We start from the raw sequence: 26,572 nt of genomic DNA, 5'->3' as shown, positions 1-26,572 counted from the left end.
TTTATAGTACTTTTTCCATCTTTTTAATTCGAACTTCAATCGAAAGTGTTGTATAAAAATAAATTTGATGAACTTCAACTTCATAAATCGTTTTATCGAATTCGTATTTTTTATTTTCAATTGCTTTTTTTAAGATATCCCTGCTTCGATATGCACTTTCAATATCTTGGGCAATTAAGTGCTGTGCTTCTTTGTCCACGCTTTTTTGAATATTGTATTCAACCACAGAGTTTACTTTATAACGATTGCCGTTTACTAATTTTACTTTCACATTCTGAATAATTAAATGCTGCTTCATTTCCTTGTTTAATGCTTTTACATCTTCTTGCCATGCGCTAATTTGCAAATTTGCTTTTTCTAGCTTATCATTAGCAATTCGAATTTCTTCTAGCTCTCTATCTCTTGAAACACCATAAATCGTTAAAAACACCCCCCAGCTAACAATTGCTCCAATGACTATACCGGCAAAAAAACGCTGCCAGTCGGAGCGCTTGAACATTCGCTCGCTGGGTACCCTCATACAAAATGCTCCTGAGTTAACCACTTGATGATAAGAGCCCCGGTCTGAGCTCCTCCCATAGCGGATAGAATTAAAAGGATTTGTTTGAATACATCTTTTGTGGCTCCTTCAAAGAGTCCTCGCTCAAAGCTGTAAAACGTATCAAATGTTCCTCCAATTGCTCCGACAATTGCCCAGATTTTCAAACTATTGCTGAGGGTATGCATGACGTATAAAGGAGATTTGCCAATTAAAAACCCTGCAAATGCTCCAATTAATGAACCGCCTAAAATAATACCTAATGAAGTGAAGTAACTCCAAATGAAAAGAGACATAAAAGGCTCTTTTGTCATGACGTGTCCTCCTTTACTATTTTATCAATGAATCACGCTTCCTACATATATATGGACAAACGCTCAGAGTTATGTAATTTGTCTACGCCGGCAACAAAATTTATAATAAGAATAAAGAATTAAAGAAAGGTGGGAAGTCCTGTGCCTTTTGTTCACTTGCAGCTTCAAAGTTCTTATAGCTTATTAAGCAGTTCCGTTCGTATTCATGAACTTGTAGAAACAGCTAAGAAAATGAACTATGAAGCGATTGCTTTGACTGATGAAAACGTGATGTACGGAGTCATTCCTTTTTATAAAGCCTGCGTGAAAGCGGGGATCAAGCCAATTATTGGGCTCACATTATCAATTCTAGAACATGAAGAAAGCGAGCGAGCGTACCCTTTAGTTTTGTTAGCGGAAAATGATAAGGGATATGAAAATCTATTAAAACTAAGCAGTTTAGTTCAAACCAAGGAAAAACACGGTGTAAATAAAAAATGGCTCTATCATTACAGCAGCGGGTTGATTGCTATTACACCCGGTTTAACTGGAGAAGTTGAAAACCTGTTAGCAGAAAACAAACTTCAAGATGCTAAGCGAGTGCTTCAATTCTTTAAAAAAGTATATTCGCAGTCTTTGTATATATCGATACAGCGCCACGGACAGGATGAAGCTTTTATAAATCAGCAGTTAACGGAACTTGCTGCTGAAGAAAATATCCCGCTTGTTGCGACGAATCAAGTCAAATATTTAAAAAAAGAAGATCGGGATGCGTATGAGTGTTTAGCAGCTATTCGAGACGGAGAGAAATTACATAGCGATGAAGAGGTAAAAAGTAAGAGCAGCGAGTACTATTTCAAATCACCTGATGAAATGGAAGATCTCTTTCATGACCAGCATTTTTTAATAGAAGAAAGTATAAAAATCGCAAGACGATGTGAGCTCGAAATTTCTCTAGGCGTAATGTCCATTCCAAAATATCCTGTTCCCTCGTCTGTTACATCATCAACCTACTTGCGCACTCTCTGCGAAAAAGGATTGCAAGAAAGAGTTCAAGTGATCACGGAACAATATGAGGAACGCTTGGATTATGAGCTAAACGTTATTGAAAATATGCGCTTTAGTGATTACTTTCTTATCGTATGGGATTTTATGAATTATGCTCATGAACACGGTGTTTTAACGGGCCCAGGCCGGGGTTCAGCGGCAGGCTCACTGGTCTCATACGCCTTGCGAATTACAAATGTTGATCCAATTCAGCATCAGCTTTTATTTGAGCGCTTTTTAAACCCTGAACGTATTTCGATGCCTGATATTGATATTGATTTTCCTGATAACAAACGAGATCAAGTCATTCAGTATGTGGCGCAAAAATATGGAGCGCTGCACGTAGCTCAAATCATTACATTTGGAACACTAGCAGCTAAAGCAGCCGTACGTGATGTAGGGAGAGTGATGGGATTTGATCAAGAAGCGCTAAACAAAATGTCCAAAGCGATTCCAACTAAACCAGGTACAACGTTGAAAAGCGCTCTTCGTGATTCAAGAGTTCTTCAAGACTATTTATCTGAAAATGAAGCCAGAAAACAATGGTACAACATTGCCATGAAGATAGAAGGACTTCCAAGGCATACTTCTACGCATGCAGCAGGCGTTGTGATTAGTGAGAAGCCGCTGACGCAATCTGTAGCTGTACAAGAAGGACATGATGATGTATATCTGACTCAATATCCAATGGAAGCTCTGCAAGACATTGGGCTTTTGAAAATGGACTTTTTAGGTTTGCGCAACTTAACCATTTTAGATCATATTTTAAAGAAAATTGAGCGGGACATGAATCGAAAGCTGTCACTGTCTCATATACCGTTTAACGATCAAAAAACTTTTGAACTGCTGAGTAAAGGGGATACGACCGGTATTTTTCAGCTAGAGTCAGATGGAATGAGAAGAGTGCTTCAGCAATTAAAACCTACAGAGCTAGAAGATATTGTAGCAGTTAACGCGCTGTATAGACCTGGTCCGATGGAAAATATTCCAACCTATATTAAGCGCAAGCATGGAGTGGAGAAGGTAATATATGATCATCCTACGCTTAAAGACATTTTACAATCCACGCACGGCGTTATCGTGTATCAAGAGCAAATTATGCAGATTGCTTCAAAAATGGCCGGTTTTTCTCTTGGAGAAGCAGATTTGTTGAGAAGAGCAGTTAGTAAAAAAGAACGGGCAGTGCTGGATCGTGAACGAGCTCATTTTATCCAAGGAAGCAAGAAGAAAGGGTATGACCTATCCGTTGCTAATCGAGTGTATGACCTTATTGTGCGTTTTGCTGATTATGGCTTCAACCGAAGTCATGCTGTTGCTTACAGTATGGTAGCCTATCAGTTAGCTTATTTGAAAGCACATTACCCGCTGCAGTTCTTTTCAGCTTTACTAACGAGCGTTATTGGAAATGAAGGGAAAATTGCTCAATATATTAATGAACTAAAAAGAAAAAAAATACAAGTTCTCCCACCTTCTATTAACAAGAGCATGTATTCGTTTAACGTAGAAGGTGAAAGTATAAGGTATAGCCTTGCAGCGATTAAACATATTGGTGCAGCAGCTATGCAGGAAATAACAGAAGAGCGAAAGAAAAAAAGATTTGAAGACTTATTTGATTTTTGTGCCCGTGTTTCACAAAAAGCCGTGAATAAAAAGGGGCTTGAAGCTTTGATTCTATCTGGAGGCTTTGATGAGTTCGGAGAAAATCGAGCTACTTTATTAGCAACGATTGATGTAGCGTTTGAACATGCAAGCTTGGTACTCCCAGATGATGATTTTGGATTTGGAGATGAATTTTCGTTAAAACCTAAATATATGGAAAAAGAGGAACTGAAAATAGAAGATCGGCTTCAGTATGAAAAAGATATGCTAGGTTTTTATTTATCAAGCCATCCTGCTTCTCAGTATGAAGCACTGAATTCCTTTTATTCTGTTGTTTCTCTTCACGATATGAAAGAATACGCTTCAGGAAAAGCGGTCTCTCTTTTAGTATTTGTGTTGGAAATTCGTGTCATTCGAACGAAAAAAGGAGAGCAAATGGCCTTTTTACGCATCACGGATGAAAGTGGAGAAGGAGAAGTTGTTGCGTTTCCCCGCGTATTTGAGCAGAATCGTTTGCTGTTTGAACAAGGTACGGTTTTACTGATACAAGGAAAGATAGATGAAAGAAATGGGCAGCAGCAAATTGTTTGTCAACGTGCTGAAGCTGCTAGCGAGGCGGTTCAAAAACTACCGTCAGAAGAATTATACTTACGTATAGAAACAAAGCAAGGTACAGAAAAGCTGCTTCATACTATTTACCAGCACTTTCAGTCTCATAGAGGGAAAATTCCCGTGAAAATTTATTATGAGGCAGAACGTCAATTGGTCAAGCTTCCCGTTCACTATTCTATTGAACGAAGCGACGAGTTAATAAAAACTTTAAAAGCAATGCTAGGAGAGAACCACGTTGTGTTCAAGAAGATATAGTCTTTACAGATTTCATGTGATGTTATATGGTAAAATAGTTAAAAAAGTGGTCTGACCACCGTTTTTTATGAAATATACGAATTAGATGCGTTTTTCTTGAAATGAAATGCAATTGGATTTATAACATCATATGAGTGTGGGAAAGAACATGGTTCAGGCGCAGTATTTGTTATCATTTTGTTTATTGGGAGTGAAATTCATTGTCTTTACGTGAAGAAGCATTGCATATGCACCGCATTAACAAAGGTAAACTAGAATCAAAGTCCAAAATTCCTGTTCGAAACGCAGAGGATTTAAGCCTTGCTTATTCCCCTGGTGTAGCAGAACCTTGCAAAGAAATATATGATGATGTAAACAATGTATATGAATATACGATGAAAGGAAATATGGTAGCTGTTGTATCTGATGGCACTGCCGTATTGGGCTTAGGCAATATAGGTCCTGAAGCTGCTCTGCCAGTAATGGAAGGGAAAGCTGTCCTTTTTAAAAGTTTTGCCGGCGTAGATGCATTCCCAATTTGTTTAAACACGACAGATGTGGACAAAATTATAGAAACTGTTAAATTGCTAGAACCTACTTTTGGAGGCGTTAATTTAGAAGATATTGCGGCTCCTAACTGTTTTGAAATTGAAGAGCGGTTGAAAAAGGAAACAAATATCCCGGTTTTTCATGATGATCAGCATGGGACGGCTATTGTTACGGTAGCGGGCCTTCTTAATGCCCTGAAGCTGACGGGAAGAAAAATGTCACAAATCAAAGTGGTAGCGAATGGAGCAGGAGCTGCTGGCATTGCTATTATTAAATTATTATACAGCTATGGAGTGCGCGATATCATTATGTGTGATTCCAAAGGAACGATTTATGACAAGCGTCCTCACGGCATGAACCGTATAAAAGATGAAGTTGCAGCCTATACAAATCGAAGCAAAGTAGAAGGTACGTTAGCTGATGCCTTAGAAGAAGCTGACGTATTTATTGGAGTTTCGGTTGAAGGAGCACTCACACCGGAGATGATTGGAAAGATGAATCCAGACCCAATCATTTTTGCAATGGCAAATCCGGTGCCTGAAATTATGCCAGAAGAAGCTAAAAAAGCTGGCGCGAAAGTAATCGGCACCGGACGTTCTGATTTTCCTAATCAAGTGAACAATGTCTTAGCGTTTCCGGGGATATTCAGAGGTGCACTAGATGTACGTGCTACTCATATTAATGAAAAAATGAAAATGGCTGCAGTTGAGGCCATTGCTAATTTGATTACGGAAGAGGACTTGAATACAGACTATGTGATTCCAGGTCCATTTGATGCACGAGTGGCTCCGGCAGTAGCCGCCGCTGTTGCAAAAGCAGCTATGGAAACAGGCGTTGCCCGAATAAAGGTAAAGCCAGAAGCCGTAGCTGAAAACACACGTCGCTTAGCGATTATTGAATAAGGTTACATCAACTGTTCTTTGACAGGCATGATGCTTCAAGCATGCCTGTTAAAGTAATGTAAAGTGAGTGGTAGTAAACTTGAAGAATGAACGTTCAAAAGTATATGTAGAAATTCTAAAACAAATTCGCCAGCTAATGGAAAACGATCGTTTAACTACGGGGGATAAAATCCCGTCAGAACGAGAGCTTTCTGAACGGTTAGGCGCAGGACGTTCTTCCGTTCGAGAAGCGCTCAGAGCGTTAGAGCTAATTGGGTTGATTGAAACTAGAAGAGGTGAAGGTACGTTTATTAAAGAAGTAGGGGATCATCGATTTATTGATTTATTAGCTACTTTTTTAGTACAAGACGGTAAAACAAAATCAGACTTAATTCAGACTAGATATATTCTTGAAAAGAGCTGTTTGTATTTTGTTTTAGCGGAACAGGACGAAATCAATGTTTCGAAAGCAATTCAAAAGCAGAATGACGATTGTTTGAAGAACTTGTTTGACTATTTGTTTTCTTTGCAGCCTAATCGGCTATTACACCGAATCTGGCTGATTATTTGCCGTTTTTCTCAAACTTTTCAACAAAACTCAGCGCCAAGCGACATTCTGATAAGTGAATTAGTAGAGGCGTTAGCTAAAAAAGATGAAGCAGCTGTATTAAATCTTCACCATCAGTGCTACAAACAAGTGTGAAAGAAGGAATTTGTCGAAAGAGACATGCCATCTTTCTACACAAAATCAAACAGTCATCTAGTAAAGTAAATAGCAACTAATAAAGTGAAGCGAACAATTCGTCCAATTTTTGTCTATCCGTCACTTGATTTGTATTTGAGGCGGATTTCACAACTTGTAAATAGTAGAAGAAGAGGAAGAATAAGGGTTCTTATGATAAAGAGAAGAACCAAAAGGAGGTTACACCTTGTTACGAGATTTATTTACAAAAAACACAAAAACTCCAAAAAAACGAAAATATGCTACGATTCCTTCTGAGCATATGAGACAAGATGTACCTGAAGGAATTATGACCAAGTGTAAAAAGTGTAAAAAAATAATGTATACGAAAGAGTTAAATAAAAACTTAAAAGTATGCTTAAACTGTGGATATCATCACCAAATGACAGCACCAGAGCGTATCGAAAGCTTAATCGACAGCGGAACGTTTGTTGAATACGACAAAGATATGACGTCAGAAAATCCTCTTGGGTTCCCTGATTATCTTGAAAAGCTCGAAAAAGATCGTGAGAAAACTAATTTAAGTGAAGCGATTGTTACGGGTGAAGGAGATATTGAGGGCATTAAAGTAGTAGTTGCTGTTATGGATTCACACTTCCGTATGGGAAGCATGGGTTCTGTAGTCGGCGAGAAAATTACTCGCGCCATTGAAAAAGCGAAGGAAATGCATGTTCCATTCCTTATTTTCACAGCTTCAGGCGGTGCACGTATGCAAGAAGGTGTTCTGAGCTTGATGCAAATGGCTAAAACTAGCGCAGCTCTTAAAATGTTCAGTGATGAAGGCGGCTTAATCATTTCGATTATGACACATCCTACTACAGGAGGCGTGTCAGCAAGCTTTGCTTCGTTAGGTGATTATAATTTAGCCGAGCCGGGCGCGTTAATTGGCTTTGCTGGAAGACGTATTATTGAACAAACAATTAGAGAAGAGCTTCCAGAAGATTTTCAGACGTCGGAATTTCTGTTGAAGCATGGTCAGCTAGACGGAGTTATTAACCGTCATGATTTAAAAGAAACGTTAACAACTATTTTAGATATACACGTAGCAGGAGGTGACATCGAGTGGTAAGCGAATTAGAATTTGAACGTCCAATTGTTGAGTTGCGAAACAAGATTGCAGAGCTTAAAGAGTTTGCTAAAAATACAGAAGTGGATTTATCTAGCGAAATTGATAAGTTAGAAAATCGCTTAGAAAAAGTAGAAAACGATATTTACAATCATCTAAGCCCATGGAACCGTGTTCAAATTGCTCGTCATCCTGAGCGTCCTACAACACTCGATTATATTTCTCGCTTGTTTACAAACTTTTTAGAGTGTCATGGAGATCGCTTTTATGGAGATGATGAAGCAATCGTAGGAGGAATTGCCAAGTTTAATGGCGTGCCTGTTACCGTGATTGGACATCAGAGAGGTAAAGATACGAAAGAAAATATTCGCCGTAATTTTGGTATGCCTCATCCTGAAGGCTACCGTAAAGCACTGCGTCTAATGAAGCAAGCGGAGAAATTTAACCGCCCAATTATTTGCTTTATTGATACAAAAGGAGCTTATCCAGGAAAAGCGGCAGAAGAGCGCGGACAAAGCGAAGCTATTGCGAAAAACCTTTTCGAAATGGCTGGCTTAACTGTACCTGTTATTTGCATTGTAATTGGAGAAGGAGGAAGCGGGGGAGCCTTGGCATTAGGTTTAGGAAATCACCTTCATATGCTTGAGAACTCGACGTATTCAGTTATTTCTCCAGAAGGAGCGGCAGCCATTCTTTGGAAAGATTCTTCTCTTGCGAAAAAAGCTGCTGAAACGATGAAGATTACAGCACCAGATTTGAAAGAACTGGGCATTGTAGATGAAATGGTTTCAGAGGTAAAAGGCGGAGCTCACCGAGATATCGATGCACAAGCTGGATACATGGAGGGCATTATCAAGAAATCATTAAAAGAGCTGATGAATTTATCAAAAGAAGAGCTAGTGGAAGAGCGTTATTTAAAATACAAAAAAATCGGACAATTTGCAGCTGAAAACGATGCCATTACTATAAAATAAAGAAACGTGCACTCTTGAAAAATAAGGGTGCGCGTTTTTGTGCGGTTTGTATAGCCCTTCTCTATTGTGTTTACAAGTTCTTCGTGGTATTTTATAGACAGCAAAAACCTTTAAGTAAAAGTAGAAAAAGAGTGTTTTTAAAAAATTTCCTATGGTTATTAGCAGCTGTGCTAGCGTTTGTCTTTTCTCTAAAACGTGAGATATATAAGACAAATCAGGCAGCAAGTATTGCTGTATGAATTGCAGGGAATAGTAAAACAAGAAGCAAACGATGAAGAAATTCATCGTTAAAGTGCTGTGTATGTGTTTGTGTTTGCTATTTGATTCAGCGCTACATAGGTATTTCATAAGTTACACGTAAAGCAAGGTGAACAAGTCAGGGCAACAAAATATTTGTTCACAGCCTGCTAGTACAAGGTTAGTAAAAGAAATAGCTATTTGCCCTATCTAAGGAGTAAATAGTAAATATATAGGAGGAAATTTGAATGCGTAAAACTAAAATTGTATGTACTATTGGACCAGCGAGTGAAAGTGTAGAAAAATTAGTTGAACTAATTAACTCAGGCTTAAACGTTTGTCGTCTAAACTTCTCTCACGGTGACTTTGAAGAGCACGGTGCACGTATTGTTAACATTCGTGAAGCTGCGAAACAAACAGGTAAAACAGTAGGTATCTTACTTGATACAAAAGGACCTGAAATTCGTACAAACACAATGGAAAATGGTGCAATTGAGTTAGAAGAAGGCTCTGAAATCATTGTTTCTATGACAGAAGTAGTGGGAACAACTGAAAAATTCTCAATTACATATCCAGGTCTAATCGATGACGTACACGTAGGATCAAAAATCCTTTTAGATGACGGTTTAATCGGTCTTGAAGTACTAGACATCAATAAAACTGATGGTGAAATTAAAACAAAAGTACTTAACCCTGGTACATTAAAAAATAAAAAAGGTGTAAACGTGCCAAACGTAAGTGTAAACCTTCCTGGTATCACTGAAAAAGATGCAAGCGATATTGTATTTGGTATCGAACAAGGCATTGATTTTATTGCTGCTTCTTTTGTGCGTCGCGCATCTGATGTATTAGAAATTCGTGAACTACTAGAAAAACACAATGCAGCTCACATTCAAATCATCTCAAAAATCGAAAACCAAGAAGGCGTAGATAACATCAAGGAAATTCTTGAAGTTTCAGACGGTTTAATGGTTGCTCGTGGTGACTTAGGGGTAGAAATTCCTGCTGAAGAAGTACCATTAGTACAAAAAGATCTAATCAAACAATGTAATGCGCTTGGCAAACCAGTTATTACAGCTACACAAATGCTTGATTCAATGCAACGCAACCCGCGCCCGACTCGTGCGGAAGCAAGTGACGTTGCCAATGCTATCTTTGATGGTACAGATGCAATTATGTTATCTGGTGAAACAGCTGCAGGTTCTTACCCAGTTGAAGCTGTACAAACAATGCATTCAATCGCTTCTCGTGCTGAGCAAGCTCTAAACTACTCTGAGATTTTACAACAGCGCAGCAAGCAAGTTGGCCCATCTATTACAGATGCAATTGGACAATCTGTTGTACACACAGCGCTTAACTTAAACGCTAGTGCAATCGTAGCGCCAACAGAAAGTGGTTATACAGCGAAAATCGTTTCTAAATATCGTCCGCAATCTCCAATCGTAGCTGTTGCAGCAAACGATTCTGTTGCACGTCGTCTGTCCCTAGTATGGGGTGTTACACCAGTTGTTGGTGAGCGCGTAAATACGATTGACGATATGTTAGATCACGCTGTAAATGACGCAGTAAAAACAGGCGTTGTAGCACACGGCGACTTAGTGGTTATTACAGCTGGTGTTCCAGTTGGAGAATCAGGTGCAACGAACTTAATGAAAGTTCAAGTTGTAGGTGACGTTCTTGCTAAAGGACAAGGAATTGGTCGTAAAGCAGCAGTTGGTAAAGTAGTTATTGCTAAAACTGCTGAAGAAGCAAATGCAAAAATGACTGAAGGTGCTATCCTTGTTACAAACAGCACAGATCGCGATATGATCAGTGCAATCGAAAAAGCAGGAGCCCTTATTACAGAAGAAGGCGGTCTAACAAGCCATGCAGCTGTAGTAGGGTTAAACTTAAGCATTCCTGTCATTGTAGGCGTAGAAAATGCAACAAGCGTATTCTCAGAAGATCAAGATATTACAGTTGATGCTTCACGTGGTGTCGTATACAACGGACACGCAAGCGTACTGTAAGAATACGTAGATGATAGAAAAAAGAGAAGGGGAATCCTTCTCTTTTTGTTTAGGCAATTCAATAAGCGAAGAGGTGATGATGGTGAGGAAGCTCCTTCCGCTCCTTCTTATTGTACCTGCTGTTGAGGTAATGATTTTGATTTATTCAAGTCATCTCATTGGTGTAATGTCAACATTTTTACTGATTATTGCTACCAGTTTTATTGGTGCGTTTCTAGCGAAAAAACAAGGAACATCTCTTTTTCAAAAGGCACAGCGTCAGATGAGCCAGGGACATGTTCCAAGCGGTGAAATCCTTGATGGCATGTGTGTACTATTTGGCGGACTGTTTCTGCTGTTTCCAGGCTTCTTGACAGATGTTGTGGGCTTTATCTTTTTACTGCCGTTTACACGCAGAATCGTTAAGCCTTTTCTTTTAACGTGGCTAAGAAGATTTTTTCAAGGACGTAATCGAATGACGATTATTCGTTAACTAGAAAGTGTGTGAAAGAAGCTTCTTTCACACACTTTTTCATTTTCCTATAATAAATTGCCACGTTTCTTTAAAAACTCCCGTTGTATGAAGTGTTTTTAGAATAACAAGAATCACAGGGCCAACTATTAATCCGAAAAACCCAATCAATTGATATCCTACAAATAAAGAAATTAATGTAGCGAGAGGATCAAGACCAATGCTTGATGACAAAATTTTTGGTTCCATAATTTGTCGCTGCACAAGTACTACAGCATATAGTACCGAAAGCCCTACAGCAAATGACACGTTATGTGTGGCAAAGGCATAAATCATCCAAGGAACAAAAACCAGTCCTGTTCCGAGGTAAGGAAGAATATCTACTAAGCCAATCAATAAAGCGACTGTAATAGCATAATCAACCCTAAGAACAAGTAAACCAAAAAGAACGATAATTGTGGTAATCGAAATAAGCGTAAGCTGAGCTTTAATAAAACCAAACAGTGCATTTTTAAGCTCCACACCCACTGTCTGTCCATTTTCCCTTACTTTTTTAGGAATAAACACGCTGCTTTTAGCCATCAGCTTGTACCAATCTTTACTAATAAAAAAAGTAGCCAATAATGAAAAAATAATCACAGTAGCTGCATTAGGCAGTACGGATAAAAGTACTGGGATGCTTTGCAATACATTTTGGAGAAAATCGCCCACCGTTTGAGCGATATGGTTGCCTACCCCTTTAATGTTCGATAAAATAGTTGCTTGCTGACCGGTATTTAAGTTATTAAACATAGAAGTAATGCGTTCATAAAAAGGAAGTATTTGTTCTGTAGCAATATTTTCAATAAATATGACCACTTCTTTGAAATTTGTGGGAACAACTTTCGCTAAATACGTACTTCCTGCAATGATTTCTGTGATAAGTAACGTAATAAGTCCAGCCAAAAGAGAGAAGATCAGAACCATTGACAGTAAAACAGCTAAGTAGCGGGGTAAGCGCAGCTTCAATTCAAATAGATTAACCATAGGATTTATAAAAAAAGCGATGCAGCAGGCGATAATAAATGGATATATGAGAGAAGAGACATAATAACTAAGAAATATAGATGCTGCAATAATTGCCAACACACAAGCTAAGCGAAATAGTCGATGTAAATGAAGCTTGTACACAATAAATAGAGGCCTCCTTGTAAACGATAGTCAACAAAAGAAAAAGCTACTCATAAAATATTTACGTAATACGCTTTAGATTTATCACAATAAAAAAAGAAAGGATGAGTAAAATGTTCTCACAACCCATGCTTTTTTTAGCTGTTTTACTCGTAATTGGATTAGTGGCTAAAAATCAATCATTAATTATTGCAGTTGCATTTTTACTTATTTTAAAATTAATTGGGTTAGACGGTAAGGTTTTTCCGTTTCTACAATCAAAAGGAATTAATATTGGAGTAACGGTTATTACAATTGCCGTTCTTGTGCCAATTGCAACAGGAGACATAGGATTCAAACAATTAGGAGAGGCCGTGAAATCTTCTTATGCCTGGATTGCTCTAGGTGCCGGAATTGCTGTAGCAATTATTGCCAAATATGGACTTACACTCTTGGAAGATGATCCGCATATTACGACCGCTTTAGTTTTTGGCACAATTCTTGCTGTGGCGCTGTTTCAAGGGGTAGCAGTAGGTCCGTTAATCGGTGCTGGAATCGCTTATTTATTTATGAAATTAACTGAACTTTTTTCGTAGAAATTTTTGTATAATAATAATTTTTTTAAAATTTCTTCTCTCTTTTGATTCACAAAAGTCAGATAATTGTTTATAATATATTTTGAGGCCGCATCTTTTTACATACAATTGTATGTTTTACCTATAGGGCTGTAACAAAGCAATGACACATGCAGATGTTTTGATTTTGTGTGTTATTGAAACAAATGGAAATGTAAGCATTTTCTTTACGTGGGGTGAAGGAATGTTCTTCCAAGATATATATTCAAAAGAGGCGCTTCGTATATCATTTAATGTCTAGTTGAGCAGGGGCTCAATTTTGTTTTTCACGTTTTACACAGAAAGGTATGGGGAATTTTTTCTGTAAAGGAGTGGAGATTTATGACAGCAACTCGAGGTCTAGAAGGGGTAGTCGCTACAACGTCAGCAGTAAGTTCAATTATTGATGACACTTTAACATATCAAGGCTACAATATTGATGATTTAGCGAATTATGCAACATTTGAAGAAGTGGTGTATTTACTATGGCACGGAAAATTACCTAACAAAGAAGAATTATCTGTGTTTTCTAGATTACTAGCAGAAAACGCTAAATTACCCCAAGAAGTCTTAGAGCATTTCAAAACTTATCCAATTAAAGATGTTCATCCAATGGCAGCTTTAAGAACAGTCGTATCACTATTGGGGTTGTACGATCCTGAAGCTGATTTAATGGATGAAGAAGCAAATTATCGCAAAGCTGTTCGTTTGCAAGCACAATTACCAACGGTGGTAACGGCTTTTTCAAGAGTCCGTAACGGATTAGAGCCAATTGAACCAAACGAAAACTATAGCATTGCCGCTAACTTTTTATATATGTTAACTGGCGAAGAGCCAACTGATATCCAAGTAGAGGCATTTGATAAAGCACTTGTCTTACATGCTGATCATGAGCTAAATGCTTCAACTTTTACAGCTCGTGTCTGTGTGGCAACGTTATCCGATATTTATTCAGGAATTACAGCCGCTATTGGAGCGTTAAAGGGTCCTCTTCACGGAGGAGCGAATGAAGCTGTTATGAAAATGTTGTCTGACATTCAAACAGTTGAAAACGCGGAACCTTATATTCGCGAAAAGCTCGCGAAAAAAGAAAAGATTATGGGGTTTGGACATCGTGTGTATCAGCAGGGTGATCCTCGTGCCAAGCACTTGAAAGAAATGTCTGAAAAACTTACCAAACAAGCAGGAGATACAACGCTATACGATATGTCAGTGAAAATTGAAGAGATCGTAACAGGCGAGAAAAAGCTTCCGCCAAACGTTGATTTCTATTCAGCTTCTGTATACCACAGCTTAGGGATTGATCACGATCTATTTACTCCGATCTTTGCCGTAAGCCGCGTATCAGGATGGATTGCTCACATTTTAGAGCAGTATTCAAACAATCGTTTGATTCGTCCAAGAGCTGATTATATCGGTCCTGGAAAACAAACGTACATTCCGCTTGAAGAGCGCAGCTAAACAATGTGACGAAGGTGCTCACGTTCGTTGAGCACTTTTCCATAAGTGAAAGTAGACAAATTTTTTAAGGAGGTCATTCTCATGACAAAAGGTGAACAAATTTCTGTAGCAAACGGCGTGTTAAACGTACCAAATAACCCAATTATTCCATTTATCGAAGGTGACGGAATTGGTCCGGATATCTGGGCAGCAGCTTCTCGCGTATTAGAAGCAGCGGTTGCAAAAGCATACAATGGTGAAAAAGAAATCGTTTGGAAAGAAGTATTAGCAGGTGAAAAAGCATTTAATCAAACTGGCGAATGGTTACCGGAAGAAACGTTAGATGCAATTCGCGAATACATAATTGCAATCAAAGGACCATTAACAACACCAGTAGGCGGTGGAATTCGTTCTCTAAACGTGGCATTGCGTCAAGAATTAGACTTATTCACATGCTTACGTCCTGTTCGCTACTTTGACGGCGTACCTTCTCCAATTAAGCGCCCTGAAGATACAGATATGGTTATCTTCCGTGAAAATACTGAAGATATTTATGCTGGTATTGAATATGCGAAGGGTTCTGAAGAAGTACAAAAGCTTGTTTCATTCCTACAAACGGAATTAGGCGTAAATAAAATCCGTTTCCCTGAAACTTCTGGATTAGGTATTAAGCCTATTTCTTCTGAAGGAACAGAGCGTCTTGTGCGTGCAGCAATCAACTATGCAATTGAACAAGGCCGCAAGTCTGTTACGCTTGTACACAAAGGTAACATTATGAAATATACAGAAGGCGCATTTAAAAATTGGGGCTATGAGCTAGCTGAAAAAGAATTCGGCGATAAAGTATTTACTTGGGCTCAATATGACCGCATCGTTGAAAAAGAAGGTGCACAGGCTGCAAACAAAGCTCAAGCAGAAGCGGAAGCAGCAGGAAAAATTATTGTAAAAGATTCAATTGCAGATATCTTCTTACAACAAATTTTAACTCGTCCACGTGAATTCGATGTAGTAGCAACAATGAATTTAAATGGAGATTACATTTCAGATGCATTAGCAGCACAAGTTGGCGGTATCGGAATTGCTCCAGGGGCAAATATCAACTACGAAACTGGACATGCTATCTTTGAAGCAACTCACGGTACAGCACCTAAATATGCTGGTTTAGATAAAGTAAACCCATCTTCTGTATTATTATCAGGTGTGTTAATGCTTGAACACCTTGGCTGGAATGAAGCAGCGGATTTAATCATGAAATCAATGGAAAAAACAATTGCTTCAAAAGTAGTAACATATGATTTCGCACGTTTAATGGACGGCGCAACAGAAGTGAAGTGTTCAGAGTTTGCTGATGAATTAATTAGCAATCTAGGAAAACAAGTAACAGTTTAATAGCTATTCATTTAGGGGAGGAATTATAATGGCAAATATGCGTAAAAAAGTATCTGTTATCGGAGCGGGCTTTACAGGAGCTACAACTGCTTTTTTAATTGGTCAAAAAGAATTAGCTGATGTTGTATTAGTTGATATTCCGCAATTAGAAAATCCAGCTAAAGGTAAAGCGCTGGATATGTTAGAAGCAAGTCCTGTACAAGGCTTTGACGCTAACATTACAGGAACAGCCAACTACGAAGACACAGCTGATTCTGACATTGTCATTATTACAGCTGGTCTCGCGCGCAAGCCAGGTATGAGTCGCGATGATTTAGTAACAACGAACCAAAAAATCATGAAGTCTGTTACTCAAGAAGTTGTTAAATACTCGCCAAACTGTCACATCATCGTGTTGACAAACCCGGTAGATGCTATGACGTATACAGTATTTAAAGAATCTGGTTTTCCTAAAAACCGCGTAATCGGTCAATCAGGCGTATTAGATTCTGCACGTTTCCGTACGTTCGTAGCGCAGGAGTTAAACATTTCAGTAAAAGATATTACAGGTTTTGTACTTGGTGGACATGGCGACGATATGGTACCTCTTGTACGCTACTCATATGCTGGCGGTATTCCTCTTGAAACGCTTATTCCAAAAGCGCGTCTTGAAGCAATTGTTGAAAGAACACGCAAAGGCGGCGGCGAGATCGTTAACTTATTAGGTAACGGAAGTGCATACTACGCGCCTGCTGCTTCTTTAGTGGAAATGACAGAAGCGATCTTAAAAGATCAGCGTCGTATTTTACCAGCGATTGCTTACCTGGAGGGTGAATATGGTTATAATGGCATCTACTTAGGTGTTCCAACCGTATTAGGAGCTGCAGGAATTGAGCAGGTAATTGAATTAGAACTGACTGATTCTGAAAAAGCTTCTTTAGACCAATCAGCAAAATCAGTTAAAACTGTCATGGGTGTATTAGCTTAATACAATAAAATGGGTTTGAGTATAGGTTTTTATCAATATTCAAACAATAGTCACAAGGAAAATTCGAGGGAAACCTCGAATTTTTCTTGTATATAAAGAAAAGCTATTACTTTATACAAAAGGTGGAATGATGATGGTATTAGGTAAAAAACAAAAAATAGGCCGAAGTATTGAAGATATAAAAGTTGGAGAAAAATTAACGCTAACGGAACGAATTGAAGATAAAGATATCTTATTGTACTTAGGGCTGACAAACGATTCTAACCCTTTATACATTCAGCATGATTACGCATCTCAGACCCCTTTTAAAAAACCTATTGTGCCAAGTATTATGATTACCGGTATTATGACAGCAGCCATTTCAAAGTATTTGCCCGGACCTGGAAGCCACGTTGCAGAACATACGGTAGCCTTCCCTAAAAAGATTCATCATTATAGCACGATTGAATTTTTATTTGAAGTGACAGAGGTAGATGTTTCTTCTAGAACTGTTACGATTGAGGTGGAAGCGGTCAATGAGCAAAAAGAGAAAGTAGTAACGGCGCGGTTTCTTGTGTATCCGCCGTTTAGACTTCCATCGGTAGAGACACACGACTTTGAAAATTTTTAAAACGCCTTAAATATTTATAAATATAGAAGAAACTGTTTGGTCATATTTTCTGAAAATGTTGAAATGTATTGGAGAACGAGGCTAAAACATTGTATGATAAGAGAAGATAAATAGAAAATAATATCATTTGGATGAAGCTGCGGTTTAATTTAACTAGATGGAGGCTTATATCGTTAATATGAGTAAGAAATTATTAGTCGTAGATGATGAACAATCAATTTCAACATTATTACAATATAATTTACAGCAAGCTGGCTTTACAGTAGAAACAGCTGAAGACGGGGAAGAAGGATACAACAAGGCACTAGAAGGAAAACCGGATTTAATTGTGTTAGACTTGATGCTTCCTAAGATGGATGGAATTGAAGTTTGTAAAAAGCTTCGTCAGCAAAAAGTGATGACGCCTATTTTAATGTTAACTGCAAAAGACGATGAGTTCGACAAAGTATTAGGGCTAGAGCTTGGCGCAGATGACTACATGACGAAACCATTTAGCCCTCGAGAAGTAGTAGCGCGTGTAAAAGCCATTTTACGCAGAACACAAATTATTGCTCAGGAAAATGAACAAGAGGAAGATGGCGAGCGCATCATGATCGGTGATTTAAAAATTCTTCCAGATCATTATGAGGCCTACTTTAATCAAGAGCAGCTTGAGCTTACTCCGAAAGAATTTGAGTTATTATTATATTTGGCAAAATACAAAGGACGGGTATTAACTCGTGATCAGCTGCTAAGTGCAGTGTGGAATTATGATTTTGCCGGAGATACGCGAATTGTAGATGTGCACATCAGCCATTTGCGTGAGAAAATTGAACACAATACGCGAAAACCTGTTTATATAAAAACGATTAGAGGATTAGGATATAAGCTGGAGGAACCAAAGGTAGATGAATAAATTTCGTTCAAGGCTACTTTTGGCTCTATTAGTACTTATTATTATTGTATTAGTAGGTCTTGGCCTGCTGCTGGGACAGTTGTTTAAAAACTTTTATTTTCAGACGTTTCAAGAGCGAATGGAAAAAGAGGCAAAGCTTGTAGAAATGTACATTAGCGAAGAAGGTATCACAAGTCCTGCTTTAAAATCTAAAGTTGATCAAATCAGCCATTCGTTAAGTGTACGAACGACTATCGTTCAAAAAGACGGAAAAATATTAGTTGACTCAAATCCAGGCAGCAAGCAGCAAAGAATCGAAAAAAGTATCGTAATCCAACAAGTATTAAAAAAGCAGTTAAACAGTAAAAAAAGCTTTGATCAAATTAAAGAAGATTACGACTTATATTACTATGGCATCCCGCTTATTATAGAAGGTAAGCAAGAGGGATTTGTTGTGCTGAGTACATCGTTTGATTCATTAAAACAAGTAAATCAGCAAATTTGGGGCCTTCTTATTGGAAGCTTAGGTCTAGCTTTGATTGTGATTTTACTCTTAGGTGTAAAGATTATGGGACGCTATACCCGTCCTATTGAATCGGCAACCAAAGTGGCTATGGAACTTGCAAAAGGGAATTATAAAGCTCGTACATATGAAGATTATGTAGATGAAACAGGGATGCTGAGTCAGTCTATTAACGCACTTGCTCGTAATCTGCAAGAGTCTATCACTAATCAAGAAATGCAGCAGGACAGGCTGCGCACGCTAATTGAAAATATGGGAAGCGGCATGCTTCTTATCGATAGTAGAGGCTATATAAACTTAGTGAATCGAGCTTATAAAGAGCAGTTTCATATACATCCGGATGACTTCCTTTATCATTTGTATTACGAGGTATTTGAGCATAAAGAAATCATTAAGCTTGTGGAAAAAATATTTATGACGGAAGTAAAGGTTCGAAAACAAGTGGTTCTCCCTTTAAATATTGAACGAAGATATTTTGATGTTTACGGAGCGCCGATTATTGGCTTAAACGATGAATGGAAAGGGATTGTGCTTGTTTTCCATGATATTACCGAGCTGAAAAAGCTAGAACAAGTTCGCCGTGACTTTGTAGCAAATGTGTCTCATGAACTAAAAACTCCTATTACGTCTATAAAAGGGTTTAGTGAGACATTGTTAGACGGTGCCATGGAAGATCCACAGCTGCGCCAGCAGTTTCTATCGATCATTTTAACGGAAAGTCAGCGCATGGAGAGTTTGATTCAAGATCTTTTAGATTTGTCTAAAGTTGAACAGCAAGGGTTTAAGCTAAGCATCCATCCAGTAGATTTGAATACCCTTCTCTATGAGGTCATAACAGTGCTATCAAACCGAGCGACTGAAAAAGAAATCACGCTAACGTTAGATACGCTTCCTGAAGAAGCGTGGATTGATGGTGACAGTCAGCGCCTTATGCAAGTGTTTGTTAACTTAATCGGCAATGCGCTCATGTATACAATGCCTGGAGGAACTGTTCACGTTTCGCTTGAAGAGGAAGAAGAAACGATTACGGTTCATGTTCAAGATACAGGTATCGGTATTGATTCTGATGAAATTTCACGTATTTTTGAGCGCTTTTACCGAGTAGATAAAGCAAGAAGCCGTAATTCCGGAGGAACAGGTCTTGGATTAGCAATTGTTAAACATCTCGTTGAAGCTCATAAAGGGGAAATTGAAGTGAAAAGTGAAGTCAATAAAGGGACAACTTTTTCGGTCAAGCTGCACAAGTATTTGCCGCAGATGTAAAATGTTTACGTTCCTTTTACAATTTATTTAATGTAGCTTAATAATTAATTGATACAATTTTTCATGGAAACCCCTTCATCCAAGGAGCCAATGTGTAAGGCGAAAATAGCTTTAACCGTGCTATTTTCGCCGATTCTTTTTGACAATTTCTATCCATTCACATGTTACACCGCCTAAAATAACTAGGCGGTGTTTTTATTTTATGATGTACAGATCTTATCACCGCATGAAAATAAAACGTTGAACTCAAGATTACTTTTTGTCCTTAAAGCTTATTGTTTGCTAAAATAAAGGTAAGATAAGAAGAGAGCGAAATGGAGGAACATGAATGACACAAAAACTAGTATTAATTGACGGGAATAGTATTGCCTACCGTGCATTTTTTGCTTTGCCGCTTTTAAACAATGATAAAGGAATACATACAAATGCCATATATGGCTTTACTACAATGCTGACACGTATCTTAGAGGAAGAGAAGCCGACACATTTACTTGTGGCATTTGATGCAGGGAAAACAACGTTTCGCCACAAAACATTTACAGAATACAAAGGAGGAAGACAAAAGACGCCTCCTGAACTTTCAGAGCAGTTTCCCTTTATTCGTGAGTTATTAGATGCATATGGGATTAAGCGCTATGAACTGCCTGATTATGAAGCAGATGATATTATCGGTACGCTTTCAAAACAAGCTGAACAAAAAGGAATGGCCGTAAAAGTCATTTCTGGTGATAAAGATTTACTTCAGCTTGTGTCAGAACATGTAACCGTAGATATTACGAGAAAAGGAATTACGGATGTCGATTCCTATACGCCTGCAGCCATTGATGAAAAGTATGGTATTACGGCTGCACAAATTATTGATATGAAAGGCCTTATGGGGGACAGCTCGGATAATATCCCAGGCGTGCCCGGAGTCGGCGAAAAAACAGCCTTAAAGTTATTAAAAGAGTTCGAAACGGTTGAAAATGTATTGAAATCTATCGATCAAGTCAGCGGTAAAAAATTAAAAGAAAAGCTAGAAGATAATCGTGAATCAGCTATCATGAGTAAAAAGCTTGCAACTATTTATTGCGAAGCGCCTCTTGAAGTATCTGTAGAAGATGCAAAGTATGACGGGTTTGAATCTTCAAAGGTCATCTCATTATTTAAAGAGCTTGGGTTTAATTCTTTGCTTGCTAAATTTGGTGAATCAGCAGAAGAGGAAGCAGATTTTGAAGAACTAACGTTTGAAATAGCGCAGGAAGTTCACGATGATATGTTAACAAGCGAAGCAGCTCTGATCGTAGAAGGGTATGAAGAAAACTACCATCACAATCAGCTGCTCGGTTTTGGAATCAGCAACAAAAATGGTCACTATTTTATTGATAAAGATACAGCTCTTTCATCTTCTAAATTTAAAGCATGGTTAGAAGATGGACGTGTAAAAAAGACGGTGTTTAATGGGAAACGTACGATTGTATCGTTAAAATGGGCGGGGCATGAAATTAAAGGAATTGAACATGATGTAATGATTGCTTCTTACATCTTGAATCCTGCTGAGGCAAATGATGACCTAGCGACAATTGCAAAATTAAAAGGATACCATCAAGTGCAATCAGATGAAGCTGTGTATGGAAAAGGAGCTAAGCGAAGCATTGCAGAAGCTGATCAGCTAGCTGATCATGTTGTAAGAAAAGCAGCCGCCGTAGCTTATTTAAAAGAAGTGTTAGAAAAAGAATTGGTGGAAAATGAACAGTTTGAGCTGTTTGAGAAGCTTGAAATGCCTCTTGCCATTGTCCTTGCTGATATGGAATATCAAGGGGTGAAAATTGACCGCGCGCGTTTGGATGAAATGGGCGAAGATCTTCGAGAGCAGCTTGAAAAAATTGAAGCGAAAATCTACGAATACGCTGGACAAGAATTCAATATTAATTCGCCAAAGCAGCTAGGAGTTGTTCTTTTTGAAAAAATGCAGCTTCCAGTCATAAAGAAAACAAAAACAGGCTATTCCACATCAGCTGATGTATTAGAGCAATTAGCTAGTACCCATGATATTATCCCAGAGATTTTACAATACCGTCAGCTAGGAAAATTACAGTCTACGTATATTGAAGGATTAAAAAAGGTTATTCATGAAAGCGATGGAAAAGTTCATACCCGCTTTAATCAAACATTAACTCAAACGGGAAGATTAAGCTCAGTAGATCCTAACTTGCAAAACATCCCGATTCGTCTTGAAGAAGGTAAAAAAATAAGAGGTGCGTTTGTGCCTTCACAGCCTGATTGGTTGATATTTGCAGCGGATTATTCACAAATTGAGCTGCGCGTACTGGCTCATATTGCAGATGATGAAAAGCTAATTGATGCGTTTAAGCATGACTTAGATATTCATACGAAAACAGCGATGGATGTGTTCCACGTCGAAAGAGAAGAAGTAACGTCCAATATGCGCCGCCAGGCTAAAGCAGTTAACTTTGGAATCGTCTATGGCATCAGTGATTACGGTTTATCGCAAAGTTTAGGAATTACAAGAAAAGCAGCGGCTACTTTTATTGAACGCTATTTAAAAAGCTTCCCTGGTGTACAGGAGTATATGGATACGATTGTACGCGATGCAAAAGAAAAGGGATATGTAACAACGCTCTTGCACCGCCGACGTTACTTGCCTGAAATCACGAGCCGAAATTTTAACCTCCGCAGCTTCGCTGAGCGTACGGCTATGAATACGCCTATCCAAGGGACGGCAGCTGATATTATTAAAAAAGCAATGATTGAAATGGATAAGCGCTTAAAAGATGAAAATCTTCAGGCTAAGCTGCTGCTTCAAGTACACGATGAGCTGATTTTTGAAGCCCCAGAAGAAGAAATTAAAATTTTAGAGAAAATCGTACCAGAAGTAATGGAGAACGCTTTAGAGTTAGAAGTTCCGTTGAAAGTAGATTATTCTTACGGAAAGACTTGGTACGAAGCAAAGTAGTGGAAAAAGGATGTGACAAACGTGCCAGAATTACCAGAAGTTGAAACCGTCAGACGTACGTTAATTGAATTAGCCAGTGGAAAGACCATTGAGCGTGTAACAGTTAAATGGCCTAATATTATCAAACGTCCTGAACAAGTTGAACAGTTTTGTGATGCGCTTGTTGGACAAACCATTCGAGATGTTGAACGCAGAGGTAAATTTTTGAAAATTGTGCTCGATGATTATACGATGGTTTCTCATTTGCGTATGGAAGGGAAATATGCTCTCCATGAGAATGCAGAAGAACCAGATAAGCATGTACACGTCTTTTTTCACTTCACGGATGGAACGGAATTGCGATACCGGGATGTAAGGAAGTTTGGTACTATGCACTTATTTAAAAAGGGAGAGGAAGATCTGTTTCCTCCTCTTATTGGCCTTGGACCTGAACCGTTTGACGAAACATTTAATCCTAGTCAATTAAAAATGAGAATCGGCAAAACCTCTCGAAAAATCAAGCCGGTTTTACTCGATCAAAATGTCGTGGTTGGGCTTGGAAATATTTATGTAGATGAAGCACTGTTTCGCGCAGGGATTCATCCTGAACGAGTGGCCAGCCAATTAACAGACGAAGAGTATGAAAAATTGTACGAAGAAATTGTAGCGACTCTTCAAGAAGCTGTGAAACAAGGAGGCAGCACCATTCGCACGTATGTAAACACACAGGGACAAATAGGCATGTTTCAGCAGCAGCTTTATGTGTACGGAAGAAAAGGCGAATCCTGTAAAATGTGCGGTACCCCAATTGAAAAATTTGTTGTAGGCGGTAGAGGAACACATATCTGCCCAAATTGTCAGCCGGCTAAAAAATAACAATGGATGGGCTCCTTTCATATACTACGTATAGACAGAAAGGAAAGGAGTCCTCTCATCATGATAACATTTTCTTTACTTATTCTTGCTTTTGCCGTAAGTCTTGACAGCTTTAGTGTTGGCCTGACATACGGACTTCGAAAGGTAAAAATCCCGCTGAAATCCATTTTTATTATTTCATGTTGCTCAGCATTTTCTTTAATGTTTTCTATGTTTTTAGGAAAAGTACTTACGCATCTATTTTCAGTGGATGTACTAAATAAAGTAGGCGGAGGTATTCTTGTTCTGCTTGGGATGTGGATTTTATACCAGTTTTTTTGTCCGGCAGATTCACCTCGAGTAAAAGAAGAAAAAACATTAGTAAAAATTGAAATTAAGTCAATTGGCCTAGTCATTAACGTATTAAAAAAGCCAATTGCAGCAGATTTAGATAATTCAGGTTCCATCAATGGTATTGAAGCATTTATACTTGGAATTGCATTATCTCTTGATGCATTTGGAGCGGGGTTTGGAGCGGCTTTATTAGGTTATTCGCCGTATGCTCTAGCAATTGCTGTAGCTCTTATGAGTTCTCTTTTTTTAAGTGCGGGCATACAATTTGGCAAGGTTTTTTCACGTTTATCATGGATGAAAATGTTCTCATTTGTACCAGGAGTTCTGCTCATTATTTTAGGTATTTTTAGATTTTAAATAAAGAGATAAAGGAGAGGCCAATGTCAATTGTAATTGGATTAACAGGCGGAATTGCAAGCGGGAAAAGCACGGTAACCGGAATGCTACGAGATATCAATATTCCAGTAATCGACGCTGATCACATTGCAAAAGAAGTCGTAGAACCAGGAAAAGAAGCATACAAACAAATTGTCGAGACGTTCGGCCGTTCTATTCTTCACGAGAACGCGGAGATCAATCGAGCGGCTTTAGGGGAAATTGTGTTTTATCAAGAGGAAGAACGTAAAAAGTTGAATGCAATTGTACATCCTGCCGTAAGAAAAGAAATGCTTTCTCAAAAGGAAAGCTATATAGAGGAAGGTTACGAAGCCGTTGTATTAGATATTCCGCTGCTGTTTGAAAGCGATTTGACACATTTAGTCGATAAAGTAGTAGTTGTATATGTCGATGAGTCTGTGCAGCTAGAAAGGTTAAAGTCGCGTAATAACCTCTCGGCGGAGGATGCCTATGCGCGTATCCATGCACAGCTGCCTTTAATTCAAAAAGTAGCCTTAGCCGATGCGGTGATCAATAACAACGGTCCTGTGGAAGAAACAAAACAACAGCTTTTAAGTATATTAGCCCTATGGCTAGATTAAAGAGTGAATGATTGCATTCACTCTTTTTTTATTGGGAATATTTAAGGGCTTCTAAAAAAGAATGTGTTAAATATCTGTTCTTGCTATATACATATAGTAAAACTTAATTAAAATAATTTATTAAAAAAAATTAATATTATTCACTTTTTAAATATTTATGTTATACTATTAAATATAAAAAGTTAAATAGTATAACACATATAGAGAGGGGTATAGCCATGAAAGCACGTATTGCCATTAATGGTTTTGGGAGAATAGGAAGAATGGTGTTTCGCACAGCGATTATAGAGGAAAATTTGGATATTATTGCAATAAATGCATCTTATCCAGCAGAAACGTTAGCACATTTAATCAAATATGACTCTATACACGGAGCATTTAATGGAGATGTCAAATGTGATGATGATGCGCTAATTGTTAACGGTAAAAGAATTCAGCTATTAAATTCACGTGATCCGCTGAATTTGCCTTGGAAAGAGCTTGGGATTGATCTAGTTGTTGAAGCAACGGGAAAATTTAATTCAAGAGAAAAAGCGCAGTTACATATTGAAGCAGGTGCGAAAAAAGTTGTCTTAACGGCACCGGGTAAACAAGAAGATATCACCATTGTGATGGGCGTAAACGAACGAGAGTTTGATGTGAATCAGCATAACATTATTTCCAATGCCTCTTGTACGACAAATTGTCTAGCTCCAGTTGTCAAGGTACTAGACGAAGCGTTCACAATTGAAAACGGTTTAATGACGACCGTTCATGCATATACAAATGATCAAAAGAATATCGATAATCCGCATAAAGATTTGCGAAGAGCCCGTGCGTGTGCTCAATCAATTATTCCTACAACCACTGGAGCAGCCAAGGCACTTTCATTAGTTCTTCCTCATTTAAAAGGAAAACTTCATGGGATGGCGCTTCGTGTGCCAACGCCGAACGTATCGCTTGTCGATTTAGTTGTGGATGTAAGGAAACCTGTGACGATGGAAGATGTTAATTTAGCGTTTATTAAAGCTGCTGAAGGACCATTAAAGAATATTTTAAATTTAACAATGGAACCACTCGTATCAATTGACTTTAATACAAATCCTCATTCAGCTATTGTAGATGGACTATCCACAATCGTAATGGAAGATCATAAAATTAAAGTGTTAGCTTGGTACGATAACGAGTGGGGCTACTCTCAGCGCGTAGTCGATTTGGTAAGATATATTGCTGCAGAAATGCGTAATGGATCAAAAATAAGAGTAAGCTAAGAAAGCTATTGATTGCTTTTAAAAAAACAGGGAGCTGTCGCCCTGTTTTTTTGTTTTTATCCAAAAGAATAGGGAAAAGCAATAAGATAAGCATGCAAAGGGGTGTTTATTTTCCTCAATTTTAATAAAAAATTAATAAT

General features: G+C 38.3%; 22 protein-coding genes. 19 read left to right on the top strand and 3 right to left on the bottom strand.

Features of this window, described 5'->3' with window-relative positions:
• Position 1: 1 nt before the first annotated feature.
• Entirely contained in the window at positions 2–520 is a 519-nt protein-coding gene (gene ytrI, locus ACFX4G_RS03620) for a sporulation membrane protein YtrI (protein ID WP_016765717.1), read from the bottom strand.
• On the bottom strand, positions 517–852 hold the full coding sequence (gene ytrH, locus ACFX4G_RS03615) for a sporulation membrane protein YtrH (RefSeq protein ID WP_013059455.1): 336 nt from the start codon (positions 850–852) through the stop codon (positions 517–519). Before ytrH ends, ytrI begins: the two co-directional genes overlap by 4 nt.
• Positions 853–993: 141 nt before the next feature.
• On the opposite strand from ytrH, the gene dnaE reads away from it, so the two are divergent.
• From dnaE to ACFX4G_RS03580, 7 genes are all read left to right on the top strand, one after another.
• Positions 994–4,344, top strand: coding sequence for a DNA polymerase III subunit alpha (gene dnaE, locus ACFX4G_RS03610; protein ID WP_377572859.1), 3,351 nt, complete (start codon positions 994–996; stop codon positions 4,342–4,344).
• 200 nt (positions 4,345–4,544) lie between these two features.
• Entirely contained in the window at positions 4,545–5,774 is a 1,230-nt protein-coding gene (ystJ, locus tag ACFX4G_RS03605) for an NADP-dependent malic enzyme (protein WP_013059453.1), read from the top strand.
• Between the two features lie 79 nt (positions 5,775–5,853).
• On the top strand, positions 5,854–6,456 hold the full coding sequence (locus ACFX4G_RS03600; protein ID WP_377572857.1) for a FadR/GntR family transcriptional regulator: 603 nt from the start codon (positions 5,854–5,856) through the stop codon (positions 6,454–6,456).
• A gap of 226 nt (positions 6,457–6,682) precedes the next feature.
• A complete protein-coding gene (gene accD / locus ACFX4G_RS03595) occupies positions 6,683–7,564 on the top strand; it encodes an acetyl-CoA carboxylase, carboxyltransferase subunit beta (RefSeq protein WP_043976000.1) in 882 nt (293 codons plus the stop codon).
• Positions 7,558–8,535, top strand: coding sequence for an acetyl-CoA carboxylase carboxyl transferase subunit alpha (accA, locus tag ACFX4G_RS03590; protein ID WP_013059450.1), 978 nt, complete (start codon positions 7,558–7,560; stop codon positions 8,533–8,535). The genes accD and accA overlap by 7 nt, the downstream gene beginning before the upstream one ends.
• Positions 8,536–9,020: 485 nt before the next feature.
• Positions 9,021–10,781 carry a pyruvate kinase gene (gene pyk, locus ACFX4G_RS03585; RefSeq protein WP_013059449.1) on the top strand — a complete coding sequence of 587 codons (1,761 nt, stop codon included), beginning with the start codon at positions 9,021–9,023 and terminating at the stop codon, positions 10,779–10,781.
• 79 nt (positions 10,782–10,860) lie between these two features.
• Positions 10,861–11,253, top strand: coding sequence for an FxsA family protein (locus ACFX4G_RS03580; RefSeq protein ID WP_025750656.1), 393 nt, complete (start codon positions 10,861–10,863; stop codon positions 11,251–11,253).
• 39 nt (positions 11,254–11,292) lie between these two features.
• On the opposite strand, the gene ytvI is transcribed toward ACFX4G_RS03580, so the two are convergent.
• Entirely contained in the window at positions 11,293–12,402 is a 1,110-nt protein-coding gene (ytvI, locus tag ACFX4G_RS03575; RefSeq protein ID WP_097824669.1) for a sporulation integral membrane protein YtvI, read from the bottom strand.
• 113 nt (positions 12,403–12,515) lie between these two features.
• On the opposite strand from ytvI, the gene ACFX4G_RS03570 reads away from it, so the two are divergent.
• The 12 genes from ACFX4G_RS03570 to ACFX4G_RS03515 all read left to right on the top strand — a co-directional run bounded on the left by ACFX4G_RS03570 (position 12,516) and on the right by ACFX4G_RS03515 (position 26,432).
• The gene (locus tag ACFX4G_RS03570; RefSeq protein WP_013059446.1) at positions 12,516–12,977 is read left to right on the top strand and encodes a DUF441 domain-containing protein; all 462 of its coding nucleotides are present in this window, start codon (positions 12,516–12,518) and stop codon (positions 12,975–12,977) included.
• Between the two features lie 360 nt (positions 12,978–13,337).
• Positions 13,338–14,456, top strand: coding sequence for a citrate synthase (citZ, locus tag ACFX4G_RS03565; protein ID WP_013059445.1), 1,119 nt, complete (start codon positions 13,338–13,340; stop codon positions 14,454–14,456).
• A 75-nt stretch (positions 14,457–14,531) separates the two neighbouring features.
• Entirely contained in the window at positions 14,532–15,824 is a 1,293-nt protein-coding gene (icd, locus tag ACFX4G_RS03560; protein WP_255255780.1) for an NADP-dependent isocitrate dehydrogenase, read from the top strand.
• A 28-nt stretch (positions 15,825–15,852) separates the two neighbouring features.
• On the top strand, positions 15,853–16,791 hold the full coding sequence (gene mdh, locus ACFX4G_RS03555; RefSeq protein ID WP_377572854.1) for a malate dehydrogenase: 939 nt from the start codon (positions 15,853–15,855) through the stop codon (positions 16,789–16,791).
• A 133-nt stretch (positions 16,792–16,924) separates the two neighbouring features.
• Entirely contained in the window at positions 16,925–17,401 is a 477-nt protein-coding gene (locus ACFX4G_RS03550; RefSeq protein ID WP_016765707.1) for a MaoC family dehydratase, read from the top strand.
• Positions 17,402–17,579: 178 nt separating this feature from the next.
• Entirely contained in the window at positions 17,580–18,296 is a 717-nt protein-coding gene (locus tag ACFX4G_RS03545) for a response regulator transcription factor (protein ID WP_013085192.1), read from the top strand.
• A complete protein-coding gene (pnpS, locus tag ACFX4G_RS03540; RefSeq protein WP_097824668.1) occupies positions 18,289–20,061 on the top strand; it encodes a two-component system histidine kinase PnpS in 1,773 nt (590 codons plus the stop codon). The genes ACFX4G_RS03545 and pnpS overlap by 8 nt, the downstream gene beginning before the upstream one ends.
• Positions 20,062–20,389: 328 nt before the next feature.
• Entirely contained in the window at positions 20,390–23,017 is a 2,628-nt protein-coding gene (gene polA, locus ACFX4G_RS03535) for a DNA polymerase I (protein ID WP_097824667.1), read from the top strand.
• Positions 23,018–23,038: 21 nt separating this feature from the next.
• On the top strand, positions 23,039–23,872 hold the full coding sequence (gene mutM, locus ACFX4G_RS03530) for a DNA-formamidopyrimidine glycosylase (protein ID WP_013059438.1): 834 nt from the start codon (positions 23,039–23,041) through the stop codon (positions 23,870–23,872).
• Between the two features lie 60 nt (positions 23,873–23,932).
• Entirely contained in the window at positions 23,933–24,562 is a 630-nt protein-coding gene (gene ytaF / locus ACFX4G_RS03525; RefSeq protein WP_016765704.1) for a sporulation membrane protein YtaF, read from the top strand.
• 23 nt (positions 24,563–24,585) lie between these two features.
• Positions 24,586–25,182: a dephospho-CoA kinase gene (gene coaE / locus ACFX4G_RS03520; protein WP_016765703.1), complete on the top strand. Its 597-nt coding sequence runs from the start codon at positions 24,586–24,588 to the stop codon at positions 25,180–25,182.
• Positions 25,183–25,400: 218 nt separating this feature from the next.
• Complete coding sequence (locus ACFX4G_RS03515) at positions 25,401–26,432, top strand: glyceraldehyde-3-phosphate dehydrogenase (protein ID WP_016765702.1); 1,032 nt, start codon at positions 25,401–25,403, stop codon at positions 26,430–26,432.
• The last annotated feature ends 140 nt before the right edge of the window (positions 26,433–26,572 follow it).

The organism is Priestia sp. YIM B13486 (genome assembly GCF_042787865.1).
Lineage (GTDB): Bacteria > Bacillota > Bacilli > Bacillales > Bacillaceae_H > Priestia > Priestia megaterium.
The sequence above is the reverse complement of the archived record's forward strand: the minus strand, read 5'-3'. Positions and strand labels throughout refer to the sequence as shown.

Bases quoted from the DNA above. Each gene is read 5' to 3' on its own strand.
- ytrI (WP_016765717.1), bottom strand. From the start codon at position 520: ATGAGGGTACCCAGCGAGCGAATGTTCAAGCGCTCCGACTGGCAGCGT.
- ytrH (WP_013059455.1), bottom strand. From the start codon at position 852: ATGACAAAAGAGCCTTTTATGTCTCTTTTCATTTGGAGTTACTTCACT.
- pyk (WP_013059449.1), top strand. From the start codon at position 9,021: ATGCGTAAAACTAAAATTGTATGTACTATTGGACCAGCGAGTGAAAGT.
- ACFX4G_RS03580 (WP_025750656.1), top strand. From the start codon at position 10,861: ATGGTGAGGAAGCTCCTTCCGCTCCTTCTTATTGTACCTGCTGTTGAG.
- ACFX4G_RS03570 (WP_013059446.1), top strand. From the start codon at position 12,516: ATGTTCTCACAACCCATGCTTTTTTTAGCTGTTTTACTCGTAATTGGA.
- citZ (WP_013059445.1), top strand. From the start codon at position 13,338: ATGACAGCAACTCGAGGTCTAGAAGGGGTAGTCGCTACAACGTCAGCA.
- mdh (WP_377572854.1), top strand. From the start codon at position 15,853: ATGGCAAATATGCGTAAAAAAGTATCTGTTATCGGAGCGGGCTTTACA.
- ACFX4G_RS03550 (WP_016765707.1), top strand. From the start codon at position 16,925: ATGGTATTAGGTAAAAAACAAAAAATAGGCCGAAGTATTGAAGATATA.
- ACFX4G_RS03545 (WP_013085192.1), top strand. From the start codon at position 17,580: ATGAGTAAGAAATTATTAGTCGTAGATGATGAACAATCAATTTCAACA.
- pnpS (WP_097824668.1), top strand. From the start codon at position 18,289: ATGAATAAATTTCGTTCAAGGCTACTTTTGGCTCTATTAGTACTTATT.
- polA (WP_097824667.1), top strand. From the start codon at position 20,390: ATGACACAAAAACTAGTATTAATTGACGGGAATAGTATTGCCTACCGT.
- ytaF (WP_016765704.1), top strand. From the start codon at position 23,933: ATGATAACATTTTCTTTACTTATTCTTGCTTTTGCCGTAAGTCTTGAC.
- coaE (WP_016765703.1), top strand. From the start codon at position 24,586: ATGTCAATTGTAATTGGATTAACAGGCGGAATTGCAAGCGGGAAAAGC.
- ACFX4G_RS03515 (WP_016765702.1), top strand. From the start codon at position 25,401: ATGAAAGCACGTATTGCCATTAATGGTTTTGGGAGAATAGGAAGAATG.